Below are 24,314 nucleotides of genomic sequence, written 5' to 3' on the forward strand. Positions count from 1 at the left end.
TTTTATCGGCTCAAATACATCTGGGTCGTCAGCAGGTAAACGGGCAATCCCGATACCACAATCAACAACGCCGCATAAGGCGCTGCCGCTGCAAACTCGACATTAGCGGTGTGCGCCCAGACTTCCGTCGCCAAGGTGTTGAGCCCCGTCGGACTCAGCAGCAACGTCGCCGTCAGCTCCTTCATGGCATCCAGAAACACCAGCGCAAAGGCGGCGCCCAGTGCCGGGAAGATGATCGGCAGGGTCACTCGGCAGAACGCCGTGAACGACGATGCGCCCAGCGTACGGGCGGCTTCTTCGAGTTGCGGTGCGGCCTTGTTCAGCGCCGTGCGGATCGGTGCCTGAGCCAGCGGCAGAAACAGCAGCGCATAGGCGATCAGCAGTAGCGCGGAGGTCTGGTACAGCACCGGCACGTAATGCAGGGCGAAATACACCAGCGTCAGGGCAATCACCAGTCCCGGCAGGGCGTGCAGCAGATAGGGCAGGCGTTCGGCCCAGATCGCCAGTTGGCCTTTGTAGCGCACTACCAGCAATCCGACCGGTACCGCCAGCACCAGACACAATCCCGCGCCACCCAGCGATAGCGCCAGTGAAGACAGCAAGGCTTCAGTGATTGCGGCCACCGGAAAGGCCGCTGACGATCCCACGGCGAGCCAGTAAGCCAGCATGCCCAGCGGAATCCCGCTGCCGACAACCGCCAGCATCAGGCAATACAACTGGCCTGCGATCGCCCACGGCCCAAGTCGCACTTGTTCAGCCCGGCGCGCCGCGCCCTGGCCGGTACGCACATGGCGGCCCTTGCCACGCACGCGCAGTTCCAGCCACAACAGCATCAGGCACAGCACCAGCAAAACCGCCGACAGCATCGCTGCGTTGGCATTGCTGAATTCCAGTTCGAATTGCTGATAGATCGCGGTGGTGAAGGTTTGCAGGCCAATGATCGACAGTGCGCCGAACTCCACCAGCATGTGCAATGCAATGAGTAGCGAACCAGCCAGCAGTGAAGGCCAGAGCAGGGGCAGGGTGACGCGGAAAAAAACGCCCAAGCGATTCTGGCCCAGCGTCCGTGCCGATTCCTCAAGGGAGGGATCAAGATTGCGCAGCGTGGCGGCTACCGGCAGAAAGATCAGCGGGTACTTCGACAGGCTCATCACCAGGATCGCCCCGCCGAGTCCTTCGAACTGCGCGCTGAGCGAAACCCAGGTAAAGCTGCTGACAAACGCCGGCACCGCGAACGGCAGGCAAAGAATCACGCCCCACAGCCGCCGGCCCGGCAGGTTGCTGCGCTCCAGTAACCAGGCCAGCGACAGGCCGATCACGCCACAAGTCACCGTCACGCCAACCATCAGCGCCAGTGTATTGCGCAGCAGGCCGAATACGTACGGGCGCCACAGCAAGTGCAGCGCTTCGGTCCAGCCCGCTTGCCAGGCTTTGAGGCCGACGTAGGCCAGCGGCAGCAGGCTCATGACCACCAGCAGCAACACCGGTAGCACCAGCCAGATCGACGGCCGCTTGCGCCGTGGCACGTAACCCCCGCGCGTGGCGGGGGCGGATAACGATGTGGTCATCAGTTCAGGCCAACTTCGCGTTCCAGCTCCAGCGCTTCTTCGGCATTGCCGAGATCGGCGGGCGTGACATCCGGTGCTTCCAGTTCGTTGAACGGCTTGAGACCGCGATCCGATTCCATGCCTTTATGCAGCGGGTATTCGGCAGTGGTCTGGGTGATGACGCGCTGGCCTTCTTCGCTGGCCATGTAGGCGAGGAACTGCTGGGCTTCTTTTGGATGTTTGCTGGATTTCAGCACGGCTGCACTGGACACGGTGATCAGGCCGCCAACGTCGCCGCCGGTGAAGTAATGCAGTTTCGAATCAAGCTGACCTTTTTCCCGCTGCAGGGCGAACCAGTAATAGTTGTTCACCAGTACGGTGGCGACTTCGCCGTTTTCCACAGCCTTGAGGGCGACCATGTTGTTGCTATAGGTCTTGCCGAAGGCGCGCAGTCCGGTCAGCCATTCTTCGGCGGCGTCGCGACCGTGTTTCTTGATGATGGCGACTGCCTGTTCCTGGAACGCGCCGCTGGTCGGTACGAAACCGACCTTGCCTTGCCACTGCGGGTCGGCGAAATCCAGCACCGATTTTGGCAGGTCTTTTTCATCGACCAGTTTCGGGTTGAAGGCCACTACGCGAACCCGGGCGGTGACGCCGATCCAGGTGCCGTTGCCGGCGACGTATTCTTTCGGCAGAACGGCCAGGGTCGCGTCGTCGGTCTTGGCCAGCAGGCCGAGTTCGCCGAGGTTGTTCAGCGGTGGGGATTCTTCGGTGTAGATGACGTCGGCGGGAGAGCGGTCGCCTTCTTCGATGATCTGGCTGGCCAGCTGATTGCTGCTGCCCTTGCGTACACTGACGTGAATGCCGGTCTTGGCTTCGAAGGCTTTGGCGATGGCGTCGCCGACCTCCTTGTGCTGACCGTTATAGAGAGTCAGGGAAACCGCGTCGGCAGCCTGGGTGAGGGGAGTGGCGAGTGCCAGGCTGAGCAGGGTGAAGGTCAAGCCGCGGCGCAGGGTATTTCGAAACATCATTCGCAGGGTTCCTCACTGTCGCATTGCAAAAACTTGCAACAATGATAAACGATATTGTTTCTCAAGTGCGCCTTGTGGGCAAAGGGTAGGTCTGGTAGACGTTTGGATTCATCTTTTCCAGACCCCGGAAACGCAAAAACCCGCTTTCGCGGGTTTTTGTGAAATTCAAGATCGTGACCTTGAATTTGAATTGGTGCCCAGAAGAAGACTCGAACTTCCACGACCGTAAGGTCACCAGCACCTGAAGCTGGCGTGTCTACCAATTTCACCATCTGGGCTTCATCTTCAGCGTTGCCGCCGTTGATGTGGCGCACTATACGGAGCGCCTTTTGATCTGTAAACCCCTGATTTGATTTTAATAAATCATTTTCAGAAAAATTCCGGGCGCAGAATGCACAAAACCCGCTTTCGCGGGTTTTGTGTGGGTCTTGAAACTGATCTAGTCTCAAACTCGAAATTGGTGCCCAGGAGAAGACTCGAACTTCCACGACCGTAAGGTCACCAGCACCTGAAGCTGGCGTGTCTACCAATTTCACCACCTGGGCATCTCGCCAACGTGTGTACGTCGTCGATGGCGCGCACTATACGGAGCGTGTTTTTAACTGTAAACCCCTGCCAGCAAAAAAAATGGTTTTTTTTACCAGCGGTGTTCAAAACGCCCTTCAGGCGTCGATACAAGGCTCCAGACGCGCCTTATATAGTCGGAAATTTCCCGTTTGATGGCGCCTATGCCAAACTAACCCGCATATAGACAAGGTGAAAACTCTCTAATGGCCGATTGGCAGTCCCTCGATCCCGAGGCCGCTCGTGAAGCGGAAAAATATGAAAACCCTATTCCCAGCCGCGAACTGATCCTTCAGCACCTTGCTGATCGGGGTTCGCCTGCTGCCCGCGAGCAACTGGTCGAAGAGTTTGGTCTGACCACGGAAGACCAGATTGAAGCCCTGCGCCGCCGCCTGCGCGCCATGGAGCGCGACGCTCAACTGATCTACACCCGCCGTGGCACGTATGCGCCGGTGGACAAGCTCGACCTGATCCTCGGCCGCATCAGCGGTCACCGCGACGGCTTCGGCTTCCTGGTGCCGGATGACGGCTCCGACGACCTGTTCATGAGCCCGGCGCAAATGCGTCTGGTGTTCGACGGCGACCGTGCCCTGGCCCGTGTTTCCGGGCTGGACCGTCGTGGTCGTCGCGAAGGTGTGATCGTCGAAGTGGTGTCCCGTGCCCACGAAAGCATCGTCGGCCGTTACTTCGAAGAGGGCGGTATCGGTTTCGTCGTCGCGGACAACCCGAAGATCCAGCAGGAAGTGCTGGTGACGCCGGGCCGCAACGCCAACGCCCAGATCGGTCAGTTCGTCGAGGTGAAAATCACCCACTGGCCGACTCCGCGCTTCCAGCCGCAAGGCGATGTGATCGAAGTCGTCGGCAACTACATGGCGCCGGGCATGGAAATCGATGTCGCCCTGCGCACCTACGACATTCCGCACGTCTGGCCTGAAGCCGTTCTGAAGGAAGCCGGCAAGCTCAAGCCGGAAGTCGAAGAGAAAGACAAAGAGAAGCGCGTCGACCTGCGCCATCTGCCGTTTGTCACCATCGACGGCGAAGATGCCCGCGACTTCGACGATGCGGTCTATTGCGAAGCCAAGCCCGGCAAACTGCGCCTGTTCTCCGGCGGCTGGAAGTTGTACGTGGCGATTGCCGACGTTTCCAGCTACGTGAAGATCGGTTCGGCTCTGGACAACGAAGCCCAGGTCCGTGGCAACTCGGTGTACTTCCCCGAGCGCGTGGTGCCGATGCTGCCGGAGCAGCTCTCCAACGGTCTGTGCTCGCTGAACCCCCACGTCGACCGTCTGGCCATGGTTTGCGAGATGACCATCTCCAAGTCCGGCGAAATGACCGACTACTGCTTCTATGAAGCGGTGATTCACTCTCACGCCCGTCTGACCTACAACAAGGTCAGTGCGATGCTGGAAACGCCGAAGGCCGCCGAAGGTCGCAAGCTTCGCGGTGAATACACCGACGTCTTGCCGCATCTGAAGCAGCTCTACGCGCTGTACAAGGTATTGCTGGCTGCCCGTCACGTGCGTGGCGCGATCGATTTCGAAACGCAGGAAACCCGGATCATCTTCGGTTCCGAGCGCAAGATTGCCGAAATCCGTCCGACCACCCGCAACGACGCGCACAAGCTGATCGAGGAATGCATGCTGGCGGCCAACGTGGCCACCGCCGAATTCCTGAAGAAGCACGAGATCCCTGCGCTGTACCGCGTCCACGACGGCCCGCCACCGGAGCGTCTGGAAAAACTGCGTGCGTTCCTGGGTGAGCTCGGTCTGTCCCTGCACAAAGGCAAGGATGGCCCGTCGCCGAAGGACTATCAGGCCCTGTTGGCCAGCATCAAGGACCGTCCGGATTTCCACCTGATCCAGACCGTGATGCTGCGTTCCCTGAGTCAGGCGGTGTACAGCGCCCAGAATGAAGGCCACTTCGGCCTGAATTACGAAGCCTATACCCACTTCACCTCGCCGATCCGTCGTTACCCGGACCTGCTCACGCACCGGGCGATCCGCAGCGTGATCCATTCGAAACAGGACACCCCGCACGTTCGTCGTGCCGGCGCGATGACCATTCCGAAGGCGCGCATCTATCCGTACGACGAAGCAGCGCTGGAGCAGCTCGGCGAGCAGTGCTCGATGAGCGAGCGCCGTGCCGACGAAGCGACCCGCGATGTGGTGAACTGGCTCAAGTGCGAGTTCATGAAGGATCGCGTGGGCGAATCGTTCCCGGGCGTGATCACTGCCGTGACCGGTTTTGGTCTGTTCGTCGAACTGACCGATATCTACGTCGAAGGTCTGGTGCACGTCACCGCACTGCCGGGCGACTACTACCACTTCGACCCTGTGCACCACCGCTTGGCGGGCGAGCGCACCGGTCGCAGCTTCCGTCTTGGCGATACCGTTGAAGTGCGCGTCATGCGCGTCGATCTCGACGAGCGCAAGATCGACTTCGAGATGGCTGAAAAAACCATCAGCGCGCCGATCGGCCGCAAGAAGCGTGGCGCCGAGGCGACTGCTCCGGCGGCCAAGGCTGTGGAAGAAAAAGCTCCGGCAAAAACCGCCAGCCGTCGTCCGGCCAAGGAAAAAGCTGTCGAGGCCTATCGTCCGAGCGATGCCGTGGCGAAAAACGCCGAGCTGCGCAAAAGCCGTGAATTGAAAAAGGCCTTGCTGGCCGACGCCAAGAGCGGTGGTAAAGCGGCGTCCGGGGGAAAGACCGGACGGTCGGCGCCTGACAAGGCCTCCGGCGGCAAGCCAGCCAAGCCGAGCAAACACCGCAAGGGCCCGCCGAAAGCGGGTTCCGCTCCAGCCAAAAGCGGCGGGGCACGTAAACCGAAGGCGAAGTCATGAGTCAGTTGGAAAAAATCTACGGCGTTCACGCGGTAGAAGCGTTGCTGCGTCACCACCCTAAGCGCGTCAAGCAGATCTGGCTGGCCGAAAGCCGTAACGATCCGCGAGTGCAGACGCTCATTGAACTGGCCAACGAAAACCGGGTTCAGATCGGTCAGGCCGAGCGCCGCGAAATGGATGCCTGGGTCGAAGGCGTGCACCAGGGCGTGGTGGCGGACGTTAGCCCGAGCCAGGTCTGGGGCGAGGCGATGCTCGACGAACTGCTAGATCGCACCGAGGGCGCGCCGCTGTTGCTGGTGCTCGACGGCGTGACCGACCCGCACAACCTCGGCGCGTGCCTGCGTTCGGCGGACGCAGCCGGTGCTTTGGCGGTCATCGTGCCGAAGGACAAGTCGGCCACTCTGACGCCTGTCGTGCGTAAAGTGGCCTGCGGCGCGGCGGAAGTGATTCCGCTGGTGGCCGTCACCAACCTTGCGCGCACCCTGGAAAAACTCCAGCAACGCGGGTTGTGGATTGTCGGCACGGCGGGTGAGGCCGAGGTCAGCATCTATGACCAGGACCTGACCGGCCCGACCATCCTGATCATGGGTGCCGAAGGCAAAGGCATGCGTCGCCTGACCCGCGAGCATTGCGATTACCTGGTGCACCTGCCGATGGCCGGTAGCGTCAGCAGTCTCAACGTTTCCGTGGCGACAGGCGTGTGCCTGTTCGAAGCCCAGCGCCAGCGCGGTGCCAAGGCCAGGGCAGCTGCCAAAAAGCCTTGAGCCATACGGCGATTCAAATGTGGGAGCGGGCGTGCTCGCGAAAGCGGAGTTACATTCAGCATCATTGTTGAGTGTTTCCCCCAATCGCGAGCAGGCTCGCTCCCGCAGTGCTTTGTGGTGTGACCCGCAATGGTGACTGTTCAAATAATCACCAATTGCCTTGCACCTCTTCAGTCCCTTCTCTACAATTGCGCCCCTTGCTGTGGCGGCAGGCATGCATGTGCCCCGCGCCAGCAAGTCCATAAGTGTCATTCACTCCTTGTCTGACCGTTTTTGAGCGGCAGGCTACAACCCGTAAGGAGCATTCATGCGTCATTACGAAATCATCTTTCTGGTCCACCCTGACCAGAGCGAGCAAGTCGGCGGCATGGTTGAGCGTTACACCAAGCTGATCGAAGAAGACGGCGGCAAAATCCACCGTCTGGAAGACTGGGGCCGTCGTCAACTGGCCTACGCAATCAACAATGTTCACAAGGCTCACTACGTGATGCTGAACGTTGAGTGCACCGGCAAGGCCCTGGCCGAGCTGGAAGACAACTTCCGCTACAACGATGCTGTGATCCGTAACCTGGTCATCCGTCGCGACGAAGCCGTTACCGGCCAGTCCGAGATGCTCAAGGCTGAAGAAAACCGCAGTGAGCGCCGTGAGCGTCGCGAACGTCCTGAGCACGATGGCAGCGCCGATGGCGATGACAGCGATAGCGACAGCGACAACAGCGATAACGCTGACGAGTAATCCACGGACCTTTTAAGGAGCCTATCAAATGGCACGTTTCTTCCGTCGTCGTAAATTCTGCCGCTTCACCGCTGAAGACGTGAAGGAGATCGACTACAAAGATCTCAACACTCTGAAAGCCTACGTATCCGAGACCGGCAAAATCGTTCCAAGCCGCATCACCGGTACCAAAGCTCGTTATCAGCGTCAGCTGGCCACCGCTATCAAGCGCGCCCGCTTCCTGGCCCTGCTGGCCTACACCGACAGCCACGGCCGCTGAGACCGGGCAGTCGACAAGTAGCAAAGGATTGAATGCATGCGTGCCTTAGCTGAGTTCATCATGCGCGGCCGTATGCAGGCCACTCTTGTAGTGGCCGGGTGTGCAACATTGCCGTTGTTGTATTGGTTGGGTGCTGCCGCCGGAAGCCTGGTGCTTCTGCGGCGCGGATTGGCCGACGCCCTGGGCGTCGTGTCGCTGGGACTGCTGCCGGCATTGATCTGGTGGTTGTATGCCGATGACCCACGTGCGCTTCTGGTGCTGCTGGGGTCTTCGGGGCTTGCGCTGGTGTTGCGCGCAAGCGAGTCCTGGGTCCGTACGCTGCTGGTCAGCGTGGCCATGGGGCTGGTGTTTTCAGTGGTGCTCGGGGCGGCGTTTGCGCCCCAGATCGAGATGCTGGCGCAGGCCTTGATAAAGGTCATGCCCGCGCTTCTCGGTGATGCCTACCAACATTTGTCGGTAGACGAGCAGGCGCGTTTCGCGTCGCTGATCGCACCGGTCCTGACCGGCCTGATTGCGGCCTTGTTGCAGATCGTCAGCGTGCTGAGCCTGATTGTCGGGCGGTACTGGCAGGCGTTGTTGTACAACCCGGGTGGTTTTGGTCGCGAGTTTCGCGCCATCCGGATCCCGCTGGGGCTGGCGATGTTACTGCTGGCGTTGATGCTTCTGGGCCCGAACCTCGGTGCACAGATGGCCATGTTGACGCCGTTGTGCAGTGTACCGCTGGTGTTCGCCGGGCTGGCCCTGATTCACGGGCTGGTGGCGCAAAGGCGACTGGCCGGTTTCTGGCTGGTGGGGTTGTACGTGACGCTGTTGCTGTTCATGCAGCTGATCTATCCGTTGCTCGTGGTTCTGGCCATTGTCGACAGCCTGATTGATTTTCGCGGTCGGGTGTCGAAAGACACCGATAACGCGAACGGTGAAGGTTAAAAGTTAAGAGGATTTCCACATGCAACTGATCCTTCTGGAAAAAATCGCCAACCTGGGCAACCTGGGCGACAAAGTAAACGTTAAGGCCGGTTACGGCCGTAACTACCTGCTGCCTTTCGGCAAAGCCACCGCTGCGACCGCTGCCAACCTGGCTGCGTTCGAAGAGCGTCGCGCTGAGCTGGAAAAAGCCGCCGCAGACCGTAAAGCATCGGCTGAAAGCCGTGCTGCCCAACTGGCCGAGCTGGAAGTGACCATCACTGCCACCGCTGGCGACGAAGGCAAGCTGTTCGGTTCGATCGGTACTCACGACATCGCTGACGCACTGACCGCCTCCGGCGTTGAAGTTGCGAAAAGCGAAGTTCGTCTGCCGAACGGCACCATCCGCAACGTGGGTGAATTCGACGTGGCTGTGCACCTGCACGCCGAAGTTGAAGCCACCGTACGCGTTGTCGTGGTAGCAGCTTAAGCAACACCCTGATCGACTGGCGGCTTGTCCGGCAGACGGTTAACATCGGGCACGATCCTGTTTACAGGTCGTGCCCTTTGTCTTTCTGCACTCCCTGCTTTTCCTGATTAAAAAGTGGCCATGAACGAAATCTCCGCTCCCGAGCAATATGATCTGCAAACCGCCGCGCTGAAGGTGCCGCCGCATTCCATCGAGGCCGAACAGGCCGTGCTCGGTGGTCTGATGCTGGACAACAACGCCTGGGAACGGGTGCTCGATCAAGTCTCCGACGGCGATTTCTACCGACATGACCACCGTCTGATTTTCCGAGCGATCGCCAAACTGGCCGATCAGAACCTGCCAATCGACGTCGTGACCCTTGCCGAACAACTGGACAAGGAAGGTCAGACCTCGCAGGTCGGCGGCCTCGGTTATCTTGGCGAGCTGGCGAAAAACACGCCGTCCGTCGCCAACATCAAGGCCTATGCGCAGATCGTCCGCCAGCGTGCGACGTTGCGTCAGCTGATCGGTATCAGCACCGAAATTGCCGACAGCGCCTTCAACCCGAGGGTCGCACCGCCGAGGAAATCCTCGACGAAGCCGAGCGGCAGATCTTCGCGATTGCCGAGGCCCGGCCGAAAACCGGCGGCCCGGTGGGTGTCAATGACCTGCTCACCAAGGCCATCGACCGCATCGATACGCTGTTCAACACCTCGGATGCGATCACCGGCCTGTCCACCGGCTACACCGACCTCGACGAGAAGACCAGCGGCCTGCAACCGGCCGACTTGATCATCGTCGCCGGCCGTCCGTCGATGGGTAAGACGACTTTCGCGATGAACCTGGTGGAAAACGCCGTGTTGCGCAGCGACAAGGTGGTGCTGGTGTACTCCCTCGAGATGCCAGGCGAATCGCTGATCATGCGTATGCTGTCGTCCCTCGGTCGGATCGACCAGACCAAGGTGCGTTCCGGCCAGCTGGAAGACGACGACTGGCCGCGCCTGACCTCGGCGGTCAATCTGCTCAACGATCGCAAGCTGTTCATCGACGACACTGCGGGTATCAGCCCGTCGGAGATGCGTGCCCGGACCCGGCGTCTGGTGCGCGAGCACGGCGACATCGGCCTGATCATGATCGACTACCTGCAGTTGATGCAGATCCCCGGCTCCAGTGGTGACAACCGGACCAACGAGATTTCCGAGATCTCCCGATCCCTGAAAGCCCTGGCCAAGGAATTCAACTGCCCCGTGGTTGCCCTGTCGCAGCTCAACCGTTCCCTGGAACAACGTCCCAACAAGCGTCCGGTGAACTCCGACTTGCGGGAATCCGGAGCGATCGAGCAGGACGCCGACGTGATCATGTTTGTGTACCGGGACGAGGTGTATCACCCGGAAACCGAACACAAGGGCATCGCCGAAATCATCATCGGCAAGCAGCGGAACGGCCCGATCGGTTTCATCCGCCTGGCCTTCATCGGCAAGTACACGCGCTTCGAAAACCTCGCGCCGGGCAGTTACAACTTCGACGACGACGAGTAACTCCGCCCTCGTCTGACAGCCCATGATATTTCCGACCACAGCCGTCGGAATTGGTCATTTTTTGTGCTATATTCCGCGCCCGCGATTTTGCACCTCAACACCGGTCATCGACATGCAAGCAGCCAAGCCGTTATTTGACTATCCAAAATACTGGGCCGAATGTTTCGGGCCGGCGCCATTTCTGCCGATGAGCAGGGAGGAGATGGATCAGCTTGGCTGGGATTCCTGCGACATCATCATTGTCACGGGTGATGCCTACGTCGATCACCCGTCGTTCGGCATGGCGATCATAGGCCGGCTGCTGGAGTCGCAAGGCTTCCGCGTCGGGATCATCGCCCAGCCTGACTGGCAGTCCAAAGACGATTTCATGAAGCTCGGCGAGCCGAACCTGTTCTTCGGCGTCGCGGCCGGCAACATGGACTCGATGATCAACCGCTACACCGCGGACAAGAAAATTCGCTCCGACGACGCCTACACCCCGGGCGGCATGGCCGGCAAACGTCCGGATCGTGCGAGCCTGGTCTACAGCCAGCGCTGCAAGGAAGCCTACAAGCACGTGCCGATCGTGCTCGGCGGCATCGAAGCCTCCCTGCGCCGCATCGCCCACTACGACTATTGGCAAGATCGCGTGCGCAACTCGATCCTGATCGACGCCAGCGCCGACATCCTGCTCTACGGCAACGCAGAGCGAGCGATTGTCGAAGTCGCCCAGCGTCTGTCCTACGGTCACAAGATCGAAGACATCACCGATGTGCGCGGCACCGCGTTCATCCGTCGTGACACCCCGGCGGGCTGGTACGAAGTCGACTCCACGCGCATCGACCGTCCGGGCAAGATCGACAAGATCATCAACCCGTACGTCAACACCCAGGACACGGCGGCTTGCGCCATCGAGCAGGAAAAAGGCCCTGTCGATGATCCGCAGGAAGCCAAGGTCGTGCAGATCCTGGCCAGCCCGAAAATGACCCGTGACAAGACCGTGATCCGCCTGCCGTCGATGGAAAAGGTGCGTAACGATCCGGTCCTGTATGCCCACGCCAATCGCGTGCTGCACCTGGAAACCAACCCGGGCAACGCCCGCGCGCTGGTGCAGAAGCATGGCGAGATCGACGTCTGGTTCAACCCGCCGCCGATTCCGATGACCACTGAAGAAATGGACTACGTGTTCGGCATGCCTTACGCACGTGTCCCGCATCCTGCGTATGGCAAGGAAAAGATCCCGGCCTACGACATGATCCGCTTCTCGGTGAACATCATGCGTGGCTGCTTCGGCGGCTGCACCTTCTGCTCGATCACCGAGCACGAAGGCCGGATCATCCAGAACCGTTCCGAAGAGTCGATCATTCGCGAAATCGAAGAGATCCGCGACAAGGTGCCAGGTTTCACCGGCGTCATCTCCGACCTCGGCGGCCCGACCGCGAACATGTACCGCATCGCCTGCAAGAGCCCGGAAATCGAATCCGCGTGCCGCAAGCCGTCCTGCGTGTTCCCGGGCATCTGTCCGAACCTGAACACCGACCACTCGTCGTTGATCCAGCTGTACCGCAGCGCCCGTGCGCTGCCGGGCGTGAAGAAGATCCTGATCGCCTCGGGTCTGCGCTACGACCTCGCGGTCGAATCGCCGGAATACGTCAAGGAGCTGGTGACCCACCACGTCGGTGGTTATCTGAAGATCGCCCCGGAGCACACCGAGGAAGGTCCGCTCAACCAGATGATGAAACCGGGGATCGGCACCTACGACCGCTTCAAGCGCATGTTCGAGAAGTTCTCGAAGGAGGCGGGCAAGGAGCAGTACCTGATTCCGTACTTCATCGCGGCCCACCCGGGCACCACCGATGAGGACATGATGAACCTGGCTCTGTGGCTCAAGGGCAACGGTTTCCGTGCCGACCAGGTGCAGGCGTTCTATCCGTCGCCGATGGCCTCGGCCACCGCCATGTATCACTCGGGCAAGAACCCGCTGCGCAAGGTCACCTACAAGAGCGACGGCGTGACCATCGTCAAGAGCGAGGAGCAGCGCCGCCTGCACAAGGCGTTCCTGCGTTATCACGATCCTAAGGGCTGGCCGATGCTGCGTGAAGCGCTGATCCGCATGGGCCGTGGCGACCTGATCGGGCCGGGCAAGCACCAGTTGATCCCGCTGCATCAGCCGGCCACCGACAGCTACCAGAGTGCCCGTCGCAAGAACTCGACGCCGGCCGGCAGCCATAAGGTCGCGAAAGAGAAGACCACCAAGATCCTCACCCAGCACACCGGTCTGCCACCGCGTGCCAGCGACGGCGGCAATCCTTGGGACAAGCGTGAACAGGCCAAGGCCGCGGCATTCGCCCGCAACCAGCAGGCCGCCAAGGAGCGCAAGGAAGCGGCGAAAGGCAAAGGGCCGAAACCGGCACGCAAGCCGGTCGTACCGCGCTGAAACGCACTTGAGCTGAACAGAACGCCAACCTTCGGGTTGGCGTTTTGCTGATCGTTCCCACGTCGAGGCGTCGAACCGTCTGCGTGGGAATGCCTCTAGGGACGCTCCGCGTCCAGTGACGCAGAGCGTCACGGGCTGCATTCCCACGCGGGAGCGTGGGAACGATCAAGTACCAAGCCGCTTTCGCAACATTTGCGTGCAACTGTGCCAAACCATTTCACCGCATCGCCCGATTTTGGTGCTGTACTGCCCTGAGCATTCCGGGAAAGCGCCCAAGCCTCTGCATGGCATAAGTCTTGCGCGCTTTCGAATACGCTTGGGCTCGCAGGAGGCACGCCGTGTCGATTCATGTCGCATTGCATCACGTCACGCATTACCGCTACGACCGCGCTGTCGAACTCGGCCCGCAGATCGTGCGTTTGCGCCCGGCTGCCCACAGCCGCACGCGGATTCTGTCTTATTCACTGAAGGTCTCGCCCGAGCAGCACTTCGTCAACTGGCAGCAGGACCCTCAGGGCAACTACCTCGCACGCCTGGTGTTCCCCGAGAAAACCGCCGAACTGCGGATCGAGGTCGATCTGCTGGCCGAGATGGCGGTGTTCAATCCGTTCGACTTTTTCCTCGAGCCCTACGCCGAGAAAATCCCCTTCGCCTACGCCGCCGATGAACGCAAGGAACTGGCGCCGTACCTCGAAACCCTGCCGCTGACGCCGAAGTTCAAGGCGTACCTGGACGCCATCGACCGTACGCCGCTGCCGGCCGTGGATTTCCTGGTGGCGCTCAACCAGCGTCTGAGCGAAGACATCAATTACCTGATTCGCATGGAGCCGGGCGTTCAGACCCCGGAGCACACGCTTGAACACGCCTCCGGCTCTTGTCGCGACTCCGCATGGCTGCTGGTGCAACTGCTGCGCAATCTCGGACTGGCGGCGCGTTTCGTCTCCGGTTACCTGATTCAACTGACCGCCGACGTGAAAAGCCTCGACGGCCCGTCCGGCACCGAAGTGGACTTCACCGACCTGCACGCGTGGTGCGAGGTGTATCTGCCCGGCGCCGGCTGGATCGGCCTCGATGCGACCTCCGGACTGTTTGCCGGGGAAGGACATATCCCGCTGGCCTGCAGTCCCGATCCGTCCTCGGCGGCGCCGATCAGTGGTCTGGTGGAACCTTGCGAGTGCGAGTTCAGCCACGAAATGTCGGTGGAGCGGATCTGGGAAGCCCCACGCGTCACCAAGCCCTACACCGATGAGCAATGGCTGGCGATCCAGGCGCTGGGTCGGCAGATCGATGCCGACCTGCTGGAAGGTGATGTGCGCCTGACCATGGGGGCGAACCGACCTTCGTATCCATCGACGACCCCGACGGCGCCGAATGGAACACCGCCGCGCTGGGCCCGGACAAGCGCCGGCTCTCCGCCGAACTGTTCCAGCGCATGCGCAAGCACTACGCACCCAAAGGGCTGGTGCATTTCGGCCAGGGCAAGTGGTATCCGGGCGAGCAACTGCCGCGCTGGTCGCTGAATTGCTACTGGCGTCGCGACGGCGTGCCGATCTGGCACAACAACGCGCTGATCGCCGATGAGCAGCAGGACTACGGCGCCGATGGCGCACTGGCAGGGCGTTTTCTGGCGAGCGTCGCCGAACGCCTGAAGCTGCCGACACGCTTCGTGTTCCCGGCCTACGAAGACAATTTTTATTACCTCTGGCGCGAGGGCGCCTTGCCGAGCAACGTCAGCGCCGAAGACTCGCGTCTGGAGGAACCTCTGGAACGTGCGCGACTGCGCAAGGTGTTCAGTCAGGGGCTGGACAAGGTCATCGGCCAGGTACTGCCGCTGGCGCGCACCGCCAAGGGCGATCAATGGCAGAGCGGGCGCTGGTATCTGCGCGATGAACATTGCCGGCTGGTGCCGGGGGATTCACCGCTCGGGTATCGCCTGCCGTTGGGCTCGCAGCCCTGGGTGAGGGCGGCGGAGTATCCGTTCATTCATCCGAATGACCCGAATCAGGACTTTCCCGAACTGCCCGAAACATCGCAGCTCAATGATCACCGTGAGCCGGCTGCGGTGGACGAGCGTGTGCCGAAGATTGACGAATCCGCCGACTGGCTGACCCGCACGGCATTCTGCGCCGAGGCCCGGGAAGGCCGGTTGTACCTGTTCATGCCACCGCTGGAGCGGGTCGAGGACTATCTGGAACTGGTGGCTGCCATCGAAGCCACTGCCGAGGAACTGCATTGCCCGGTATTGCTGGAGGGTTATGAGCCGCCGAGCGATCCGCGTCTGAGCAACTTTCGCATTACGCCGGATCCCGGCGTGATTGAGGTCAACGTACAGCCGTCGGCGACCTGGGATGAGTTGGTCGAGCGCACCGAGTTTCTGTACGAAGAAGCGCGCCAGACCCGACTGTCCACCGAGAAATTCATGGTCGACGGACGACATACCGGAACCGGCGGCGGCAACCATTTCGTGCTTGGTGGCGCGACTCCGGGCGATTCACCGTTTCTGCGCCGTCCGGATCTGCTGCGCAGCCTGATCAGCTACTGGCACAACCATCCTTCGCTGTCCTACCTGTTTTCCGGACTGTTCATCGGCCCGACCTCTCAGGCGCCGCGAGTCGATGAAGCGCGCAACGATGCGCTATATGAGCTGGAAATCGCTTTCGCGCAGATGCCGGCGCCGGGAGAAGACTGCCCGCCGTGGCTGGTCGATCGCTTGCTGCGCAACTTGCTGATCGACGTCACCGGCAACACCCACCGCGCCGAGTTCTGCATCGACAAGCTGTATTCACCGGATGGCGCCACCGGGCGCCTCGGTCTGCTGGAGTTGCGCGCGTTCGAGATGCCGCCCCATGCGCGCATGAGTCTGGCGCAACAGCTGTTGTTGCGGGCGCTGGTGGCGCGGTTCTGGCGCGAGCCTTATGCGCCGCCGAAGCTGGTGCGTTGGGGTACGGAACTGCACGACCGCTTCCTCTTGCCGCACTTCATCGAGCAGGACTTCGCCGACGTCATCGTCGAACTCAACAATGCCGGTTACCCCTTGCGCGCCGAATGGTTTGCGGCGCATCTGGAGTTCCGCTTTCCCAAGGTCGGCGACTACACCGTCAACGGTATCGAACTGGAATTGCGTCAGGCCCTTGAACCCTGGCATGTGCTGGGCGAGGAGGGCGCGGCGGGTGGTACGGTGCGCTATGTCGATTCATCGCTGGAGCGCTTGCAGGTCAAGCTTTCGGGGCTGCCGCCGCAGCGTTATCTGCTGACCTGCAATGGCATCCCGGTGCCGCTGCAATCGACCGGCCGGGTGGGCGAGTTTGTTGCCGGTGTGCGTTTTCGCGCATGGCAACCGGCCAACTGCCTGCAACCGACGATCCCGGTGCATGCGCCGCTGGTGTTCGACTTGCTTGATACCTGGATGCAGCGCTCGCTGGGCGGTTGCCAGTACCACGTCGCGCATCCGGGCGGGCGCAATTACGAAACGCTGCCGGTCAACGCCAACGAAGCGGAGAGCCGGCGCATGGCGCGTTTCTTCCGCATCGGACATACGCCGGGGAAACTTCCTATACCGAATCTGACTATTTCCGACGAGTTTCCGATGACACTCGATTTACGACGCTTTTGATTCGTACACGACCCCCGGATTTTTCGTATATCCGGGCGTCATGTGCCTGCGTTAGTCTGACCGAACCTTGCCGGCTGCCGAGCTTTCCATGCCTGACCTGCTTGACCGCTACCCGCTTACGGCGGGCACCTATCACGAACTGCTCGACGACAGCGGAGCGGTGCGCCCGCACTGGCGGCGACTGGTCGACCAATTGCAGCGCAGCACTCCGGCGCAACTGGCGCAGCGCCAGGCGTTGCTGACCCGGCAGATTCAGGAAAACGGCGTCACCTACAACGTCTATGCCGACCCCAAGGGTGCGGATCGTCCTTGGGAGCTGGACCTGCTGCCCCATGTGATCGCCGCCGATGAGTGGCAACAGCTGTCTGCCGGAATCGCCCAGCGCGCGCGGCTGCTCAATGCGGTGCTGGCGGACCTGTATGGCCCGCAACAGTTGATTCGCGAAGGCTTGCTACCGGCGGAGCTGGTGTTCGGTCACAACAACTTCCTCTGGCCCTGTCAGGGCATTGCGCCGCCGGATGGGGCCTTTCTGCATCTGTATGCCGTGGATCTGGCGCGCACGCCGGACGGGCGCTGGTGGGTGACGGCGGATCGTACTCAGGCGCCATCGGGTGCCGGTTACGCGCTGGAAAACCGCACCATCGTGTCCCGTGCCTTCCCCGAGATGTACCGGGATATGAAGGTGCAGCATCTGGCCGGATTCTTCCGCACCTTGCAGGAAACCCTGGCCCGTCAGGCGCCTTGCGACGATGACGCACCGCTGGTGGTGTTGCTGACCCCGGGGCGTTTCAACGAGAGCTATTTCGAACATCTTTATCTGGCGCGCCAGCTCGGTTATCCGCTGGTGGAGGGCGGTGACCTGACGGTGCGCGATGCCACGGTCTACCTGAAAACCCTCAGTGGCCTGCGCCGGGTACACGCGATCATGCGCCGGCTCGACGATGACTTTTGCGATCCGCTGGAGTTGCGCACGGATTCGGCGCTCGGCGTTCCGGGATTGCTGGAGGCGGTGCGTCAGGGCCGGGTGCTGGTGGCCAATGCGCTGGGCAGCGGGGTGCTGGAGTCGCCGGGGCTGCTGGGTTTCCTGCCGAAGATCAATCAGTACCTGTTCGGCGAAGAGCTGATCCTGCCGTCCATTGCCACGTGGTGGTGCGGTGAGGTGCCGGTGTTGGCCCAGGCGCTGGAGAAACTGCCGGAGCTGTTGATCAAACCGGCGTTTCCGTCGCAAAGCTTCGCACCGGTTTTTGCCCGGGATCTGAGCGAAAAACAGCGTGAAAGTCTCGCCGCGCGCATGCAGGCCCGTCCTTATGCGTACGTTGCGCAAGAACTCGCCCAGTTGTCCCAGGCACCGATCTGGCAGCCCGAGGACGGGCAACTGCAACCCCGGGCAATCGGCATGCGCATGTACGCCGTGGCCAGTCACGACGGTTATCGGGTGCTGCCCGGTGGGCTGACCCGGGTCGCGGCCGAAGCCGATGCCGAAGTGGTATCGATGCAGCGCGGCGGCGCGAGCAAGGACACCTGGGTGCTGGGGATCGGCCGCCAAGCGGCGAGCAGTGGAAAGCCCAGCGCAACATCGGCGTGCCTGATCTGGTGCGCCGCGATCCGTATCTGCCGTCGCGGGTGGTGGAGAACCTGTTCTGGTTTGGCCGTTACTGCGAGCGTTGCGACGACAGTGCGCGGCTGCTGCGGATCATGCTGGCGCGCTACGTCGACGGCGATGACCCGCAGGCCCTGCAGGCTGCCGTGGAGCTCGGCGAGCGACTGATGCTGCTGCCGGACGAAGGCAAGCTGCCGGAGCGCCTGCTCGCGGCACTGCTCGGCGAGGACTGGTCGTTCAGCCTGCGCTCCAACCTGCAACGCTTGCAGTGGGCGGCATCCCAGGTGCGCGGCAAGCTGTCCCGTGAAAACTGGCAGGCGCTGGTGGAGCTGCAACGCGAGGCTTCGGAGCTGGACACCGACGAACCGGATTTTGGCGAACTGCTGGATTTTCTCAACCGATTGGTGATGTCGCTGGCGGCGCTGTCCGGGTTTGCTCTCGATGACATGACCCGCGACGAAGGCTGGCGTTTCCTGATGATCGGCCGGCGGATCGAGCGCCTGCAGTTTCTCAGCAGCAGCCTCGCGGGATTCCTGCGCGGCGCCGGGGCGTTCGATCAGGCCGGGCTTGAGTGGTTGCTGGAGTTGGGGAATAGCAGCATCACCTATCGCTCGCGTTATCTGGCGGTGGCGCAATTGATTCCGGTGCTCGACCTTTTGCTGCTGGATGAGCAGAACCCCCATGCGGTGCTGTTCCAGTTGAAGCTGGTGACCCGCACCCTCAAGCGTCTGAACGATGATTTCGGTGTGCCGAGGGAGGCTGGATTGCCGCCGCTGGTCGAGCGTCTGGCGCGTTTCGACCTGAGCTGTCTGGAGAATCCGCTGTTCGGCGAATCCAGCGTGCGCGCGGCCCTCGATGGTCTGGCGGATCTGTTGCAGGAGATCGCCGACGCCAGCAGTCAGGTGTCGGATCGTCTGGCGCTGCGCCATTTCGCCCATGTCGATGATGTCAGCCAGCGCACGGTGTCCGTCTGATGAGCGCCCATTACCAGATCTTTCACGACACCTGCTATCGCTATGACAGCCCGGTGTCCCTGGCTCAGCAACTGGCGCACCTGTGGCCGCGCGAATGCGAGTGGCAGCGCTGCACCGAACAGCAATTGCTGATCAGTCCGGAGCCGACCACCCGCCGTGACGAGCAGGATGTGTTCGGCAATCCGCTGACCCGCCTGGCCTTCGAACGGCCACACGATGAGTTGCAGGTCAATGCACGGCTGACGGTCGAGGTGCTGGCACGGCCCGTGGTGGATTTTCATCAGTCGCCGGCCTGGGAATTGACGCGTAACGCGCTGACCTACAGCAGCCAGCCGCTGTCTGCTTCGTTGCTGGAAGCCTGCTGCTATCGATTCCAGTCGCCCTACGTGCACCTGAAGCGCAGTTTCGTCGAGTTCTCGGAGAGCTGTTTCCCGGCCGGCAGACCATTGATGCTGGGTGTGCAGGCCCTGATGCAGAAGATCTTCAGCGAATTCACCTTCGACGCCGAAGCAACGCAAGTCGCGACGCCACTCGTTGAAGTGCTGGAGCGCCGGCGCGGGGTCTGTCAGGACTTCGCGCACTTGATGCTCGCATGCGTGCGATCACGCGGGTTGGCGGCGCGTTACGTCAGCGGCTATCTGCTGACTCAGCCGCCACCGGGGCAGCCACGGTTGATCGGTGCCGATGCGTCCCATGCCTGGGTTTCAGTGTTTTGCCCGGTGCTGGGCTGGGTGGATTTCGACCCGACGAACAATGTGCAGCCGGCGCTGGAGCACATCACCTTGGCCTGGGGGCGGGATTTCTCCGATGTGTCGCCGTTGCGCGGGGTGATATTGGGCGGTGGCAATCACGACCCGGAAGTCCGCGTCACCGTGATGCCTCTGGAGGAGTGAAGGTCAAATGTGGGAGCGGGCTTGCTCGCGAAAGCAATATGTCAGTCACATCCATCGTGAATGTCACGGCGCTTTCGCAAGCAAGCCCGCTCCCACAGGAATTGCGTTCAGTGGTCCTGCGGTATTGCTCAGGCCTCGGGTGCCTGGTCTTTCGGTGCCTCAACATCATCATCGGTCGCCACTTCACCGTCAGGGTTCAGTGCCGCTTCTTCAGCCATCTGTTTCTTGCGCTGAAGCTTTTCCTCTTTCTTCTGTTCCTTGGCCAGGTCACGTTGACGTTTGGCGAAGGAGTAATTGGGTTTGGCCATGGGCGATCCTCTGGGGTCGAAGGTGAGGTTGAGCGGCGCGTATTCTGCCCTGTATCGGTGCCCGGCGGTTAACCGGGTTTCTGGTCGACCCATTTGGGCGTGACGGTGGGCTTCCAGTTATCGAGGGCTTCGAGCAGCGTTTGAGGCGATTCACTCACTTGCAGCATGTCACGGTGTGGTGCGCGAACGAAGCCTTCGCCGACGATGTGATCGAGAAATGCAGTGAGTTTGCTGTAGAAACCGTTCACTTCCAGCAGGCCGAGCGGCTTGCCGTGGTAGCCGAGCTGGCCCCAGGTCCAGACTTCGAACAGCTCTTCCAGGGTGCCGAGGCCGCCGGGAAGGGCGATGAACGCATCGCTGAGTTCGGCCATCCGCGCCTTGCGCGCGTGCATGCCGTCGACTACTTCCAGACGTGTCAGGCTTTTGTGACCGATTTCCTTGTCCATCAGGCTCTGCGGGATGATGCCGATCACTTCGCCACCGGCCGCCAGCGCGGCATCGGCGACAATCCCCATCAGGCCGACGGCGCCACCGCCATAGACCAGGGTCAGCTTACGTTCGGCGATAGCCTTGCCGAGGGCAATGGCGGCTTCGGTGTACGCCGGGGTGGTGCCGGCGTTGGCACCGCAAAATACACAAACGGATGTGAGAGACATGCCTTCCTCCTGGGTCAATCGGTCACAGGGTAATGGCTGGCACGCCCTGATCCAAGGGCTAGACTTCGTGTTTCGGGGTTTCATAAGTACCGCTGGCACCACAGGCGTAGGCGGCGAGCAGACTGCACAACAGGCTGTTGAAGGACATGACGGATGCTCCGGTTGAGTTGAGCCCTGAAGATACGTCCCGCCCAAACGTCTGGCTGTTAGATTGTTTCGATGAGTGTCATAGCCTGAAAGTTGTATACAATTTTTGACTCAAGTCATAGGAACTTGCGAAGATTTCAGGCAGTCTTCCAACCATTCGTGTTTTGTTAACCCTGCCTTGGAGATTCACCATGTTTTCCAAAGTTGTTGCGGTATCCCTGCTGGCGCTGGCCAGCAGCCAATTGATGGCTGCCGAGTGCAAAACCACCGTTGACTCCACCGACCAGATGTCCTTCAACACCAAGGAGATCGTGATCGACAAGAGCTGCAAGACCTTCACCGTCGAACTGACCCACTCCGGCAGCCTGCCGAAGAACGTCATGGGCCATAACCTGGTGATCAGCAAGGAAGCCGACATGCAGCCGATCGCCACCGACGGCCTGGCCGCCGGCATCGACAAGAACTACCTGAAGGACGGCGACGAGCGCGTCATCGCCCACACCAAGATCATCGGCGCCGGCGAAAAAGACTCGCTGACCATCGATGTATCGAAACTGGCTGCCGGCACCGATTACGGCTTCTTCTGCTCGTTCCCTGGCCACATCTCGATGATGAAAGGCACAGTGGTTGTGAAGTAAGAAAACCGCAGTCCAAAAAAAGCGTCCCGAGGGACGCTTTTTTTATGCCCGGAATTCAAGGCGCAAACGGCATGACGCGCTTGTGATGAGTCTTTTTGTAGGTGTTGACGATGATGTCGAACGCTTCCTGACGCACCGGCTCGCCGTGCAGGAAAGCGTCGATCTCGGCGTAGGTCACGCCGTGGGACGCTTCGTCCGGTTTGCCCGGCGACAGGTCTTCCAGATCCGCCGTCGGCACTTTTTCCACCAGCGATTCCGGTGCCCCGAAGCTGCGGGCGATGGCCCGGACCTGGTTTTTCACCAGACCGCTGAGCGGGGCCAGGTCGCAGGCGCCGTCACCGAACTTGGTGAAGAAACCCATTACCGCTTCCGCCGCGTGGTCGGTGCCGATCACCAGACCATGGGCCGCGCCGGCGATCGTGTACTGGGCGACCATGCGCATCCGCGCTTTGGTGTTGCCGAGCACGAAATCCACCGACACCGCGTGCTTGCCTTCGAAGGCTGCGACTTCGCTGGCCAGGGATTTCACTGCCGGGCCGATGTTGACGGTATGGCGCTCGTCCGGGGCGATGAAGTCCACCGAAGCCTGGGCATCGTGCTCATCGAACTGCACGTCGTACGGCAGGCGCACGGCGATGAACTTGTAGGCCTCGTCACCGGTGCGCTCGCGCAGTTCACGTACGGCGCGCTGGGCCAGCAGACCTGCGGTCAGCGAGTCGACACCGCCGCTGATGCCCAGCACCAGGGTCTTGAGCCCGGAATTGGTCAGGCAATCCTGGATGAAGGTGATGCGTCGGGCGACTTCCGCTTCGAGGGCCTGGTAATCGGCGAACGGCGGCTGAACGTTGAGCTGTTCAGCAATCTCACGCTGTACGGCTTGCATGAATTCACTCCTTGCTAGAAAGGCTGGAAACGGCAGGAACCTGGAAAACGTGTCGCAAATAGGCGACGAAATTCGGGTCTTTGCAGTGGGTCTTGCCCGGCTCGTCGGAGATCTTCGCCACCGGTTGGCCGTTGCAGGCGGTCATTTTAAGCACGATGCTCATCGGTTCGACACCCGGAATGTCACAGGTCAGGTTGGTGCCGATGCCGAAGCTGACATTGATCCGCCCCCGCAGTGCCCGGAAGATCTCCAGCGACTTGGGCAGCGTCAGGCTGTCGGAGAACACCAGAGTCTTGCTCATCGGATCGATGCCGAGCTTGTGATAGTGGGCGATGCATTTTTCGCCCCACAGCACCGGATCCCCGGAATCGTGGCGCAAGCCGTCGAACAGCTTGGCGAAGAACAGATCGAAGTCGCCGAGGAAGGCATCGGTGGTGATGCAGTCGGTCAGGGCGATTCCCAGCAGGCCGCGGTACTCGCGGACCCAGCAATCGAGGGCGGCAATCTGGCTGTCGATCAGTCGCGGGCCGAGTTGCTGGTGCGCCATGATCCACTCGTGGGCCATGGTGCCCAGTGGTTTCATGTCCAGCTCGCGGGACAGGTGCACGTTGCTGGTGCCGACAAAACGCCCGGGGAAATCGTGCTTGAGCACGTTCACCACTTCTTCCTGCACCCGGTAGGAAAACCGTCGGCGGGTGCCGAAATCGGCGACCTGCAACTGCGACAGCTCGTCGGCCGAGGCGTTGGCGGTCAGCCAGTCGAACTTGCGATACAGCTGCTCGCGGGCCTGTTCCAGCAGCGTTTCGCGGTAGCGATAACGGTTGCGCACTTCGCTGACGATCGCCAGCAGCGGCACTTCGAACAGGATCACATGCAGCCACGGCCCGCGCAGGCGGATGAACAACTCGCCGTTCTCGATGCCGGTGTGCAGGTAGCGCAGGTTGAAGCGGAACAGACCGAGGAAACGCAGGAAATCCGGCTTGAGGAACGAGATGCGCTCGAGAAAGCTCAACTGATCGGCGCTCAGACTCAACTCGGCCAGGCGCTCGACCTGAAAGCGGATCTCCGCCAGATACGGACGCAGATCCTCACTGTTACGGCAACGGAACTCCCATTCGACTTCGACGTTGGGGTAGTTGTGCAGCACCGCCTGCATCATCGTCAGTTTGTAGAAGTCGGTGTCGAGCAGGTTCTGCACGATGCGATCGGCAAATACACTCTCGCTCATAACGGGGTCTCCAGGCGGGCCGCGCATTGGCGCGGTATCAATCAATGGCGCTAGTGGCGCATATCCTGAATGAAGATTGCTAGCGATTTTTTGCTCGGTGGCCTGCTTTCGTCTTTGAAGGCTTTCGCTTTTTTGTCCTGAAGCAGTTTTTTGTTCGGGATACACATCGAGCGCCGCTTGAATGACCCGCTCAAGTCGCTCCCAGCTTTTTATGTACTCTTCGAGAAGCGAATGCCTAGGGATGAGATTTGTTTCGACCGCTTTGATCATTGCTGCCCTGAGCATTGCATAAGTGGCTGCTTCAGGCATT

At 61.0% G+C, this 24,314-nt stretch carries 15 protein-coding genes, 2 tRNA genes and 3 pseudogenes; 12 read left to right on the forward strand and 8 right to left on the reverse strand.

The features are described from left to right. Positions 1-2: 2 nt before the first annotated feature. The 4 genes from I5961_RS02725 to I5961_RS02740 all read right to left on the reverse strand — a co-directional run bounded on the left by I5961_RS02725 (position 3) and on the right by I5961_RS02740 (position 3,123). The gene (locus tag I5961_RS02725; RefSeq protein ID WP_227234267.1) at positions 3-1,568 is read right to left on the reverse strand and encodes an ABC transporter permease; all 1,566 of its coding nucleotides are present in this window, start codon (positions 1,566-1,568) and stop codon (positions 3-5) included. Continuing rightward, positions 1,568-2,578 (reverse strand): extracellular solute-binding protein, encoded by a 1,011-nt coding sequence (locus I5961_RS02730; RefSeq protein WP_227234269.1) that lies wholly within the window; start codon positions 2,576-2,578, stop codon positions 1,568-1,570. Before I5961_RS02730 ends, I5961_RS02725 begins: the two co-directional genes overlap by 1 nt. Positions 2,579-2,769: 191 nt before the next feature. Continuing rightward, a tRNA-Leu gene (locus tag I5961_RS02735) sits at positions 2,770-2,856 on the reverse strand. 180 nt (positions 2,857-3,036) lie between these two features. Beyond that, a tRNA-Leu gene (locus tag I5961_RS02740) sits at positions 3,037-3,123 on the reverse strand. Between the two features lie 225 nt (positions 3,124-3,348). Between I5961_RS02740 and rnr the strand changes: the two genes are divergently transcribed. The 11 genes and pseudogenes from rnr to I5961_RS02795 all read left to right on the forward strand — a co-directional run bounded on the left by rnr (position 3,349) and on the right by I5961_RS02795 (position 20,144). Next, a complete protein-coding gene (gene rnr, locus I5961_RS02745) occupies positions 3,349-5,979 on the forward strand; it encodes a ribonuclease R (protein ID WP_085701306.1) in 2,631 nt (876 codons plus the stop codon). Next, complete coding sequence (rlmB, locus tag I5961_RS02750; RefSeq protein ID WP_085701305.1) at positions 5,976-6,743, forward strand: 23S rRNA (guanosine(2251)-2'-O)-methyltransferase RlmB; 768 nt, start codon at positions 5,976-5,978, stop codon at positions 6,741-6,743. Before rnr ends, rlmB begins: the two co-directional genes overlap by 4 nt. 307 nt (positions 6,744-7,050) lie before the next feature. Continuing rightward, on the forward strand, positions 7,051-7,479 hold the full coding sequence (rpsF, locus tag I5961_RS02755) for a 30S ribosomal protein S6 (protein WP_007950702.1): 429 nt from the start codon (positions 7,051-7,053) through the stop codon (positions 7,477-7,479). A 28-nt stretch (positions 7,480-7,507) separates the two neighbouring features. After that, on the forward strand, positions 7,508-7,738 hold the full coding sequence (rpsR, locus tag I5961_RS02760; protein ID WP_002551829.1) for a 30S ribosomal protein S18: 231 nt from the start codon (positions 7,508-7,510) through the stop codon (positions 7,736-7,738). Positions 7,739-7,774: 36 nt separating this feature from the next. Next, a complete protein-coding gene (locus I5961_RS02765; protein WP_085703406.1) occupies positions 7,775-8,665 on the forward strand; it encodes a hypothetical protein in 891 nt (296 codons plus the stop codon). Positions 8,666-8,684: 19 nt separating this feature from the next. Continuing rightward, positions 8,685-9,131, forward strand: coding sequence for a 50S ribosomal protein L9 (rplI, locus tag I5961_RS02770; RefSeq protein ID WP_003186385.1), 447 nt, complete (start codon positions 8,685-8,687; stop codon positions 9,129-9,131). Between the two features lie 120 nt (positions 9,132-9,251). Beyond that, a pseudogene (dnaB, locus tag I5961_RS02775) lies at positions 9,252-10,648 on the forward strand (replicative DNA helicase). Between the two features lie 112 nt (positions 10,649-10,760). Continuing rightward, complete coding sequence (locus tag I5961_RS02780) at positions 10,761-13,064, forward strand: YgiQ family radical SAM protein (protein WP_085701302.1); 2,304 nt, start codon at positions 10,761-10,763, stop codon at positions 13,062-13,064. 338 nt (positions 13,065-13,402) lie between these two features. Continuing rightward, a pseudogene (locus tag I5961_RS02785) lies at positions 13,403-16,677 on the forward strand (DUF2126 domain-containing protein). Positions 16,678-16,765: 88 nt separating this feature from the next. After that, positions 16,766-19,251: pseudogene (locus I5961_RS02790) on the forward strand (circularly permuted type 2 ATP-grasp protein). Further along, on the forward strand, positions 19,251-20,144 hold the full coding sequence (locus I5961_RS02795) for a transglutaminase family protein (protein WP_227234271.1): 894 nt from the start codon (positions 19,251-19,253) through the stop codon (positions 20,142-20,144). The pseudogene I5961_RS02790 and the gene I5961_RS02795 overlap by 1 nt, the downstream one beginning before the upstream one ends. Positions 20,145-20,272: 128 nt before the next feature. Here I5961_RS02795 and I5961_RS02800 read toward each other — a convergent pair whose 3' ends face one another. Together I5961_RS02800 and I5961_RS02805 are read right to left on the reverse strand one after the other, a co-directional pair. Next, complete coding sequence (locus tag I5961_RS02800; RefSeq protein WP_085701299.1) at positions 20,273-20,452, reverse strand: hypothetical protein; 180 nt, start codon at positions 20,450-20,452, stop codon at positions 20,273-20,275. Positions 20,453-20,520: 68 nt separating this feature from the next. Continuing rightward, positions 20,521-21,108, reverse strand: coding sequence for a TIGR00730 family Rossman fold protein (locus tag I5961_RS02805; RefSeq protein ID WP_085701298.1), 588 nt, complete (start codon positions 21,106-21,108; stop codon positions 20,521-20,523). Between the two features lie 338 nt (positions 21,109-21,446). Between I5961_RS02805 and azu the strand changes: the two genes are divergently transcribed. Beyond that, entirely contained in the window at positions 21,447-21,893 is a 447-nt protein-coding gene (gene azu / locus I5961_RS02810) for an azurin (protein WP_227234273.1), read from the forward strand. A 55-nt stretch (positions 21,894-21,948) separates the two neighbouring features. Here azu and nadE read toward each other — a convergent pair whose 3' ends face one another. Beyond that, the gene (gene nadE / locus I5961_RS02815) at positions 21,949-22,776 is read right to left on the reverse strand and encodes an ammonia-dependent NAD(+) synthetase (protein WP_085701296.1); all 828 of its coding nucleotides are present in this window, start codon (positions 22,774-22,776) and stop codon (positions 21,949-21,951) included. Positions 22,777-22,780: 4 nt separating this feature from the next. Continuing rightward, the gene (gene pncB / locus I5961_RS02820) at positions 22,781-24,004 is read right to left on the reverse strand and encodes a nicotinate phosphoribosyltransferase (protein WP_227234275.1); all 1,224 of its coding nucleotides are present in this window, start codon (positions 24,002-24,004) and stop codon (positions 22,781-22,783) included. Positions 24,005-24,314 lie beyond the last annotated feature (310 nt).

Source organism: Pseudomonas sp. IAC-BECa141, from assembly GCF_020544405.1.
Taxonomy (GTDB): Bacteria; Pseudomonadota; Gammaproteobacteria; order Pseudomonadales; family Pseudomonadaceae; genus Aquipseudomonas.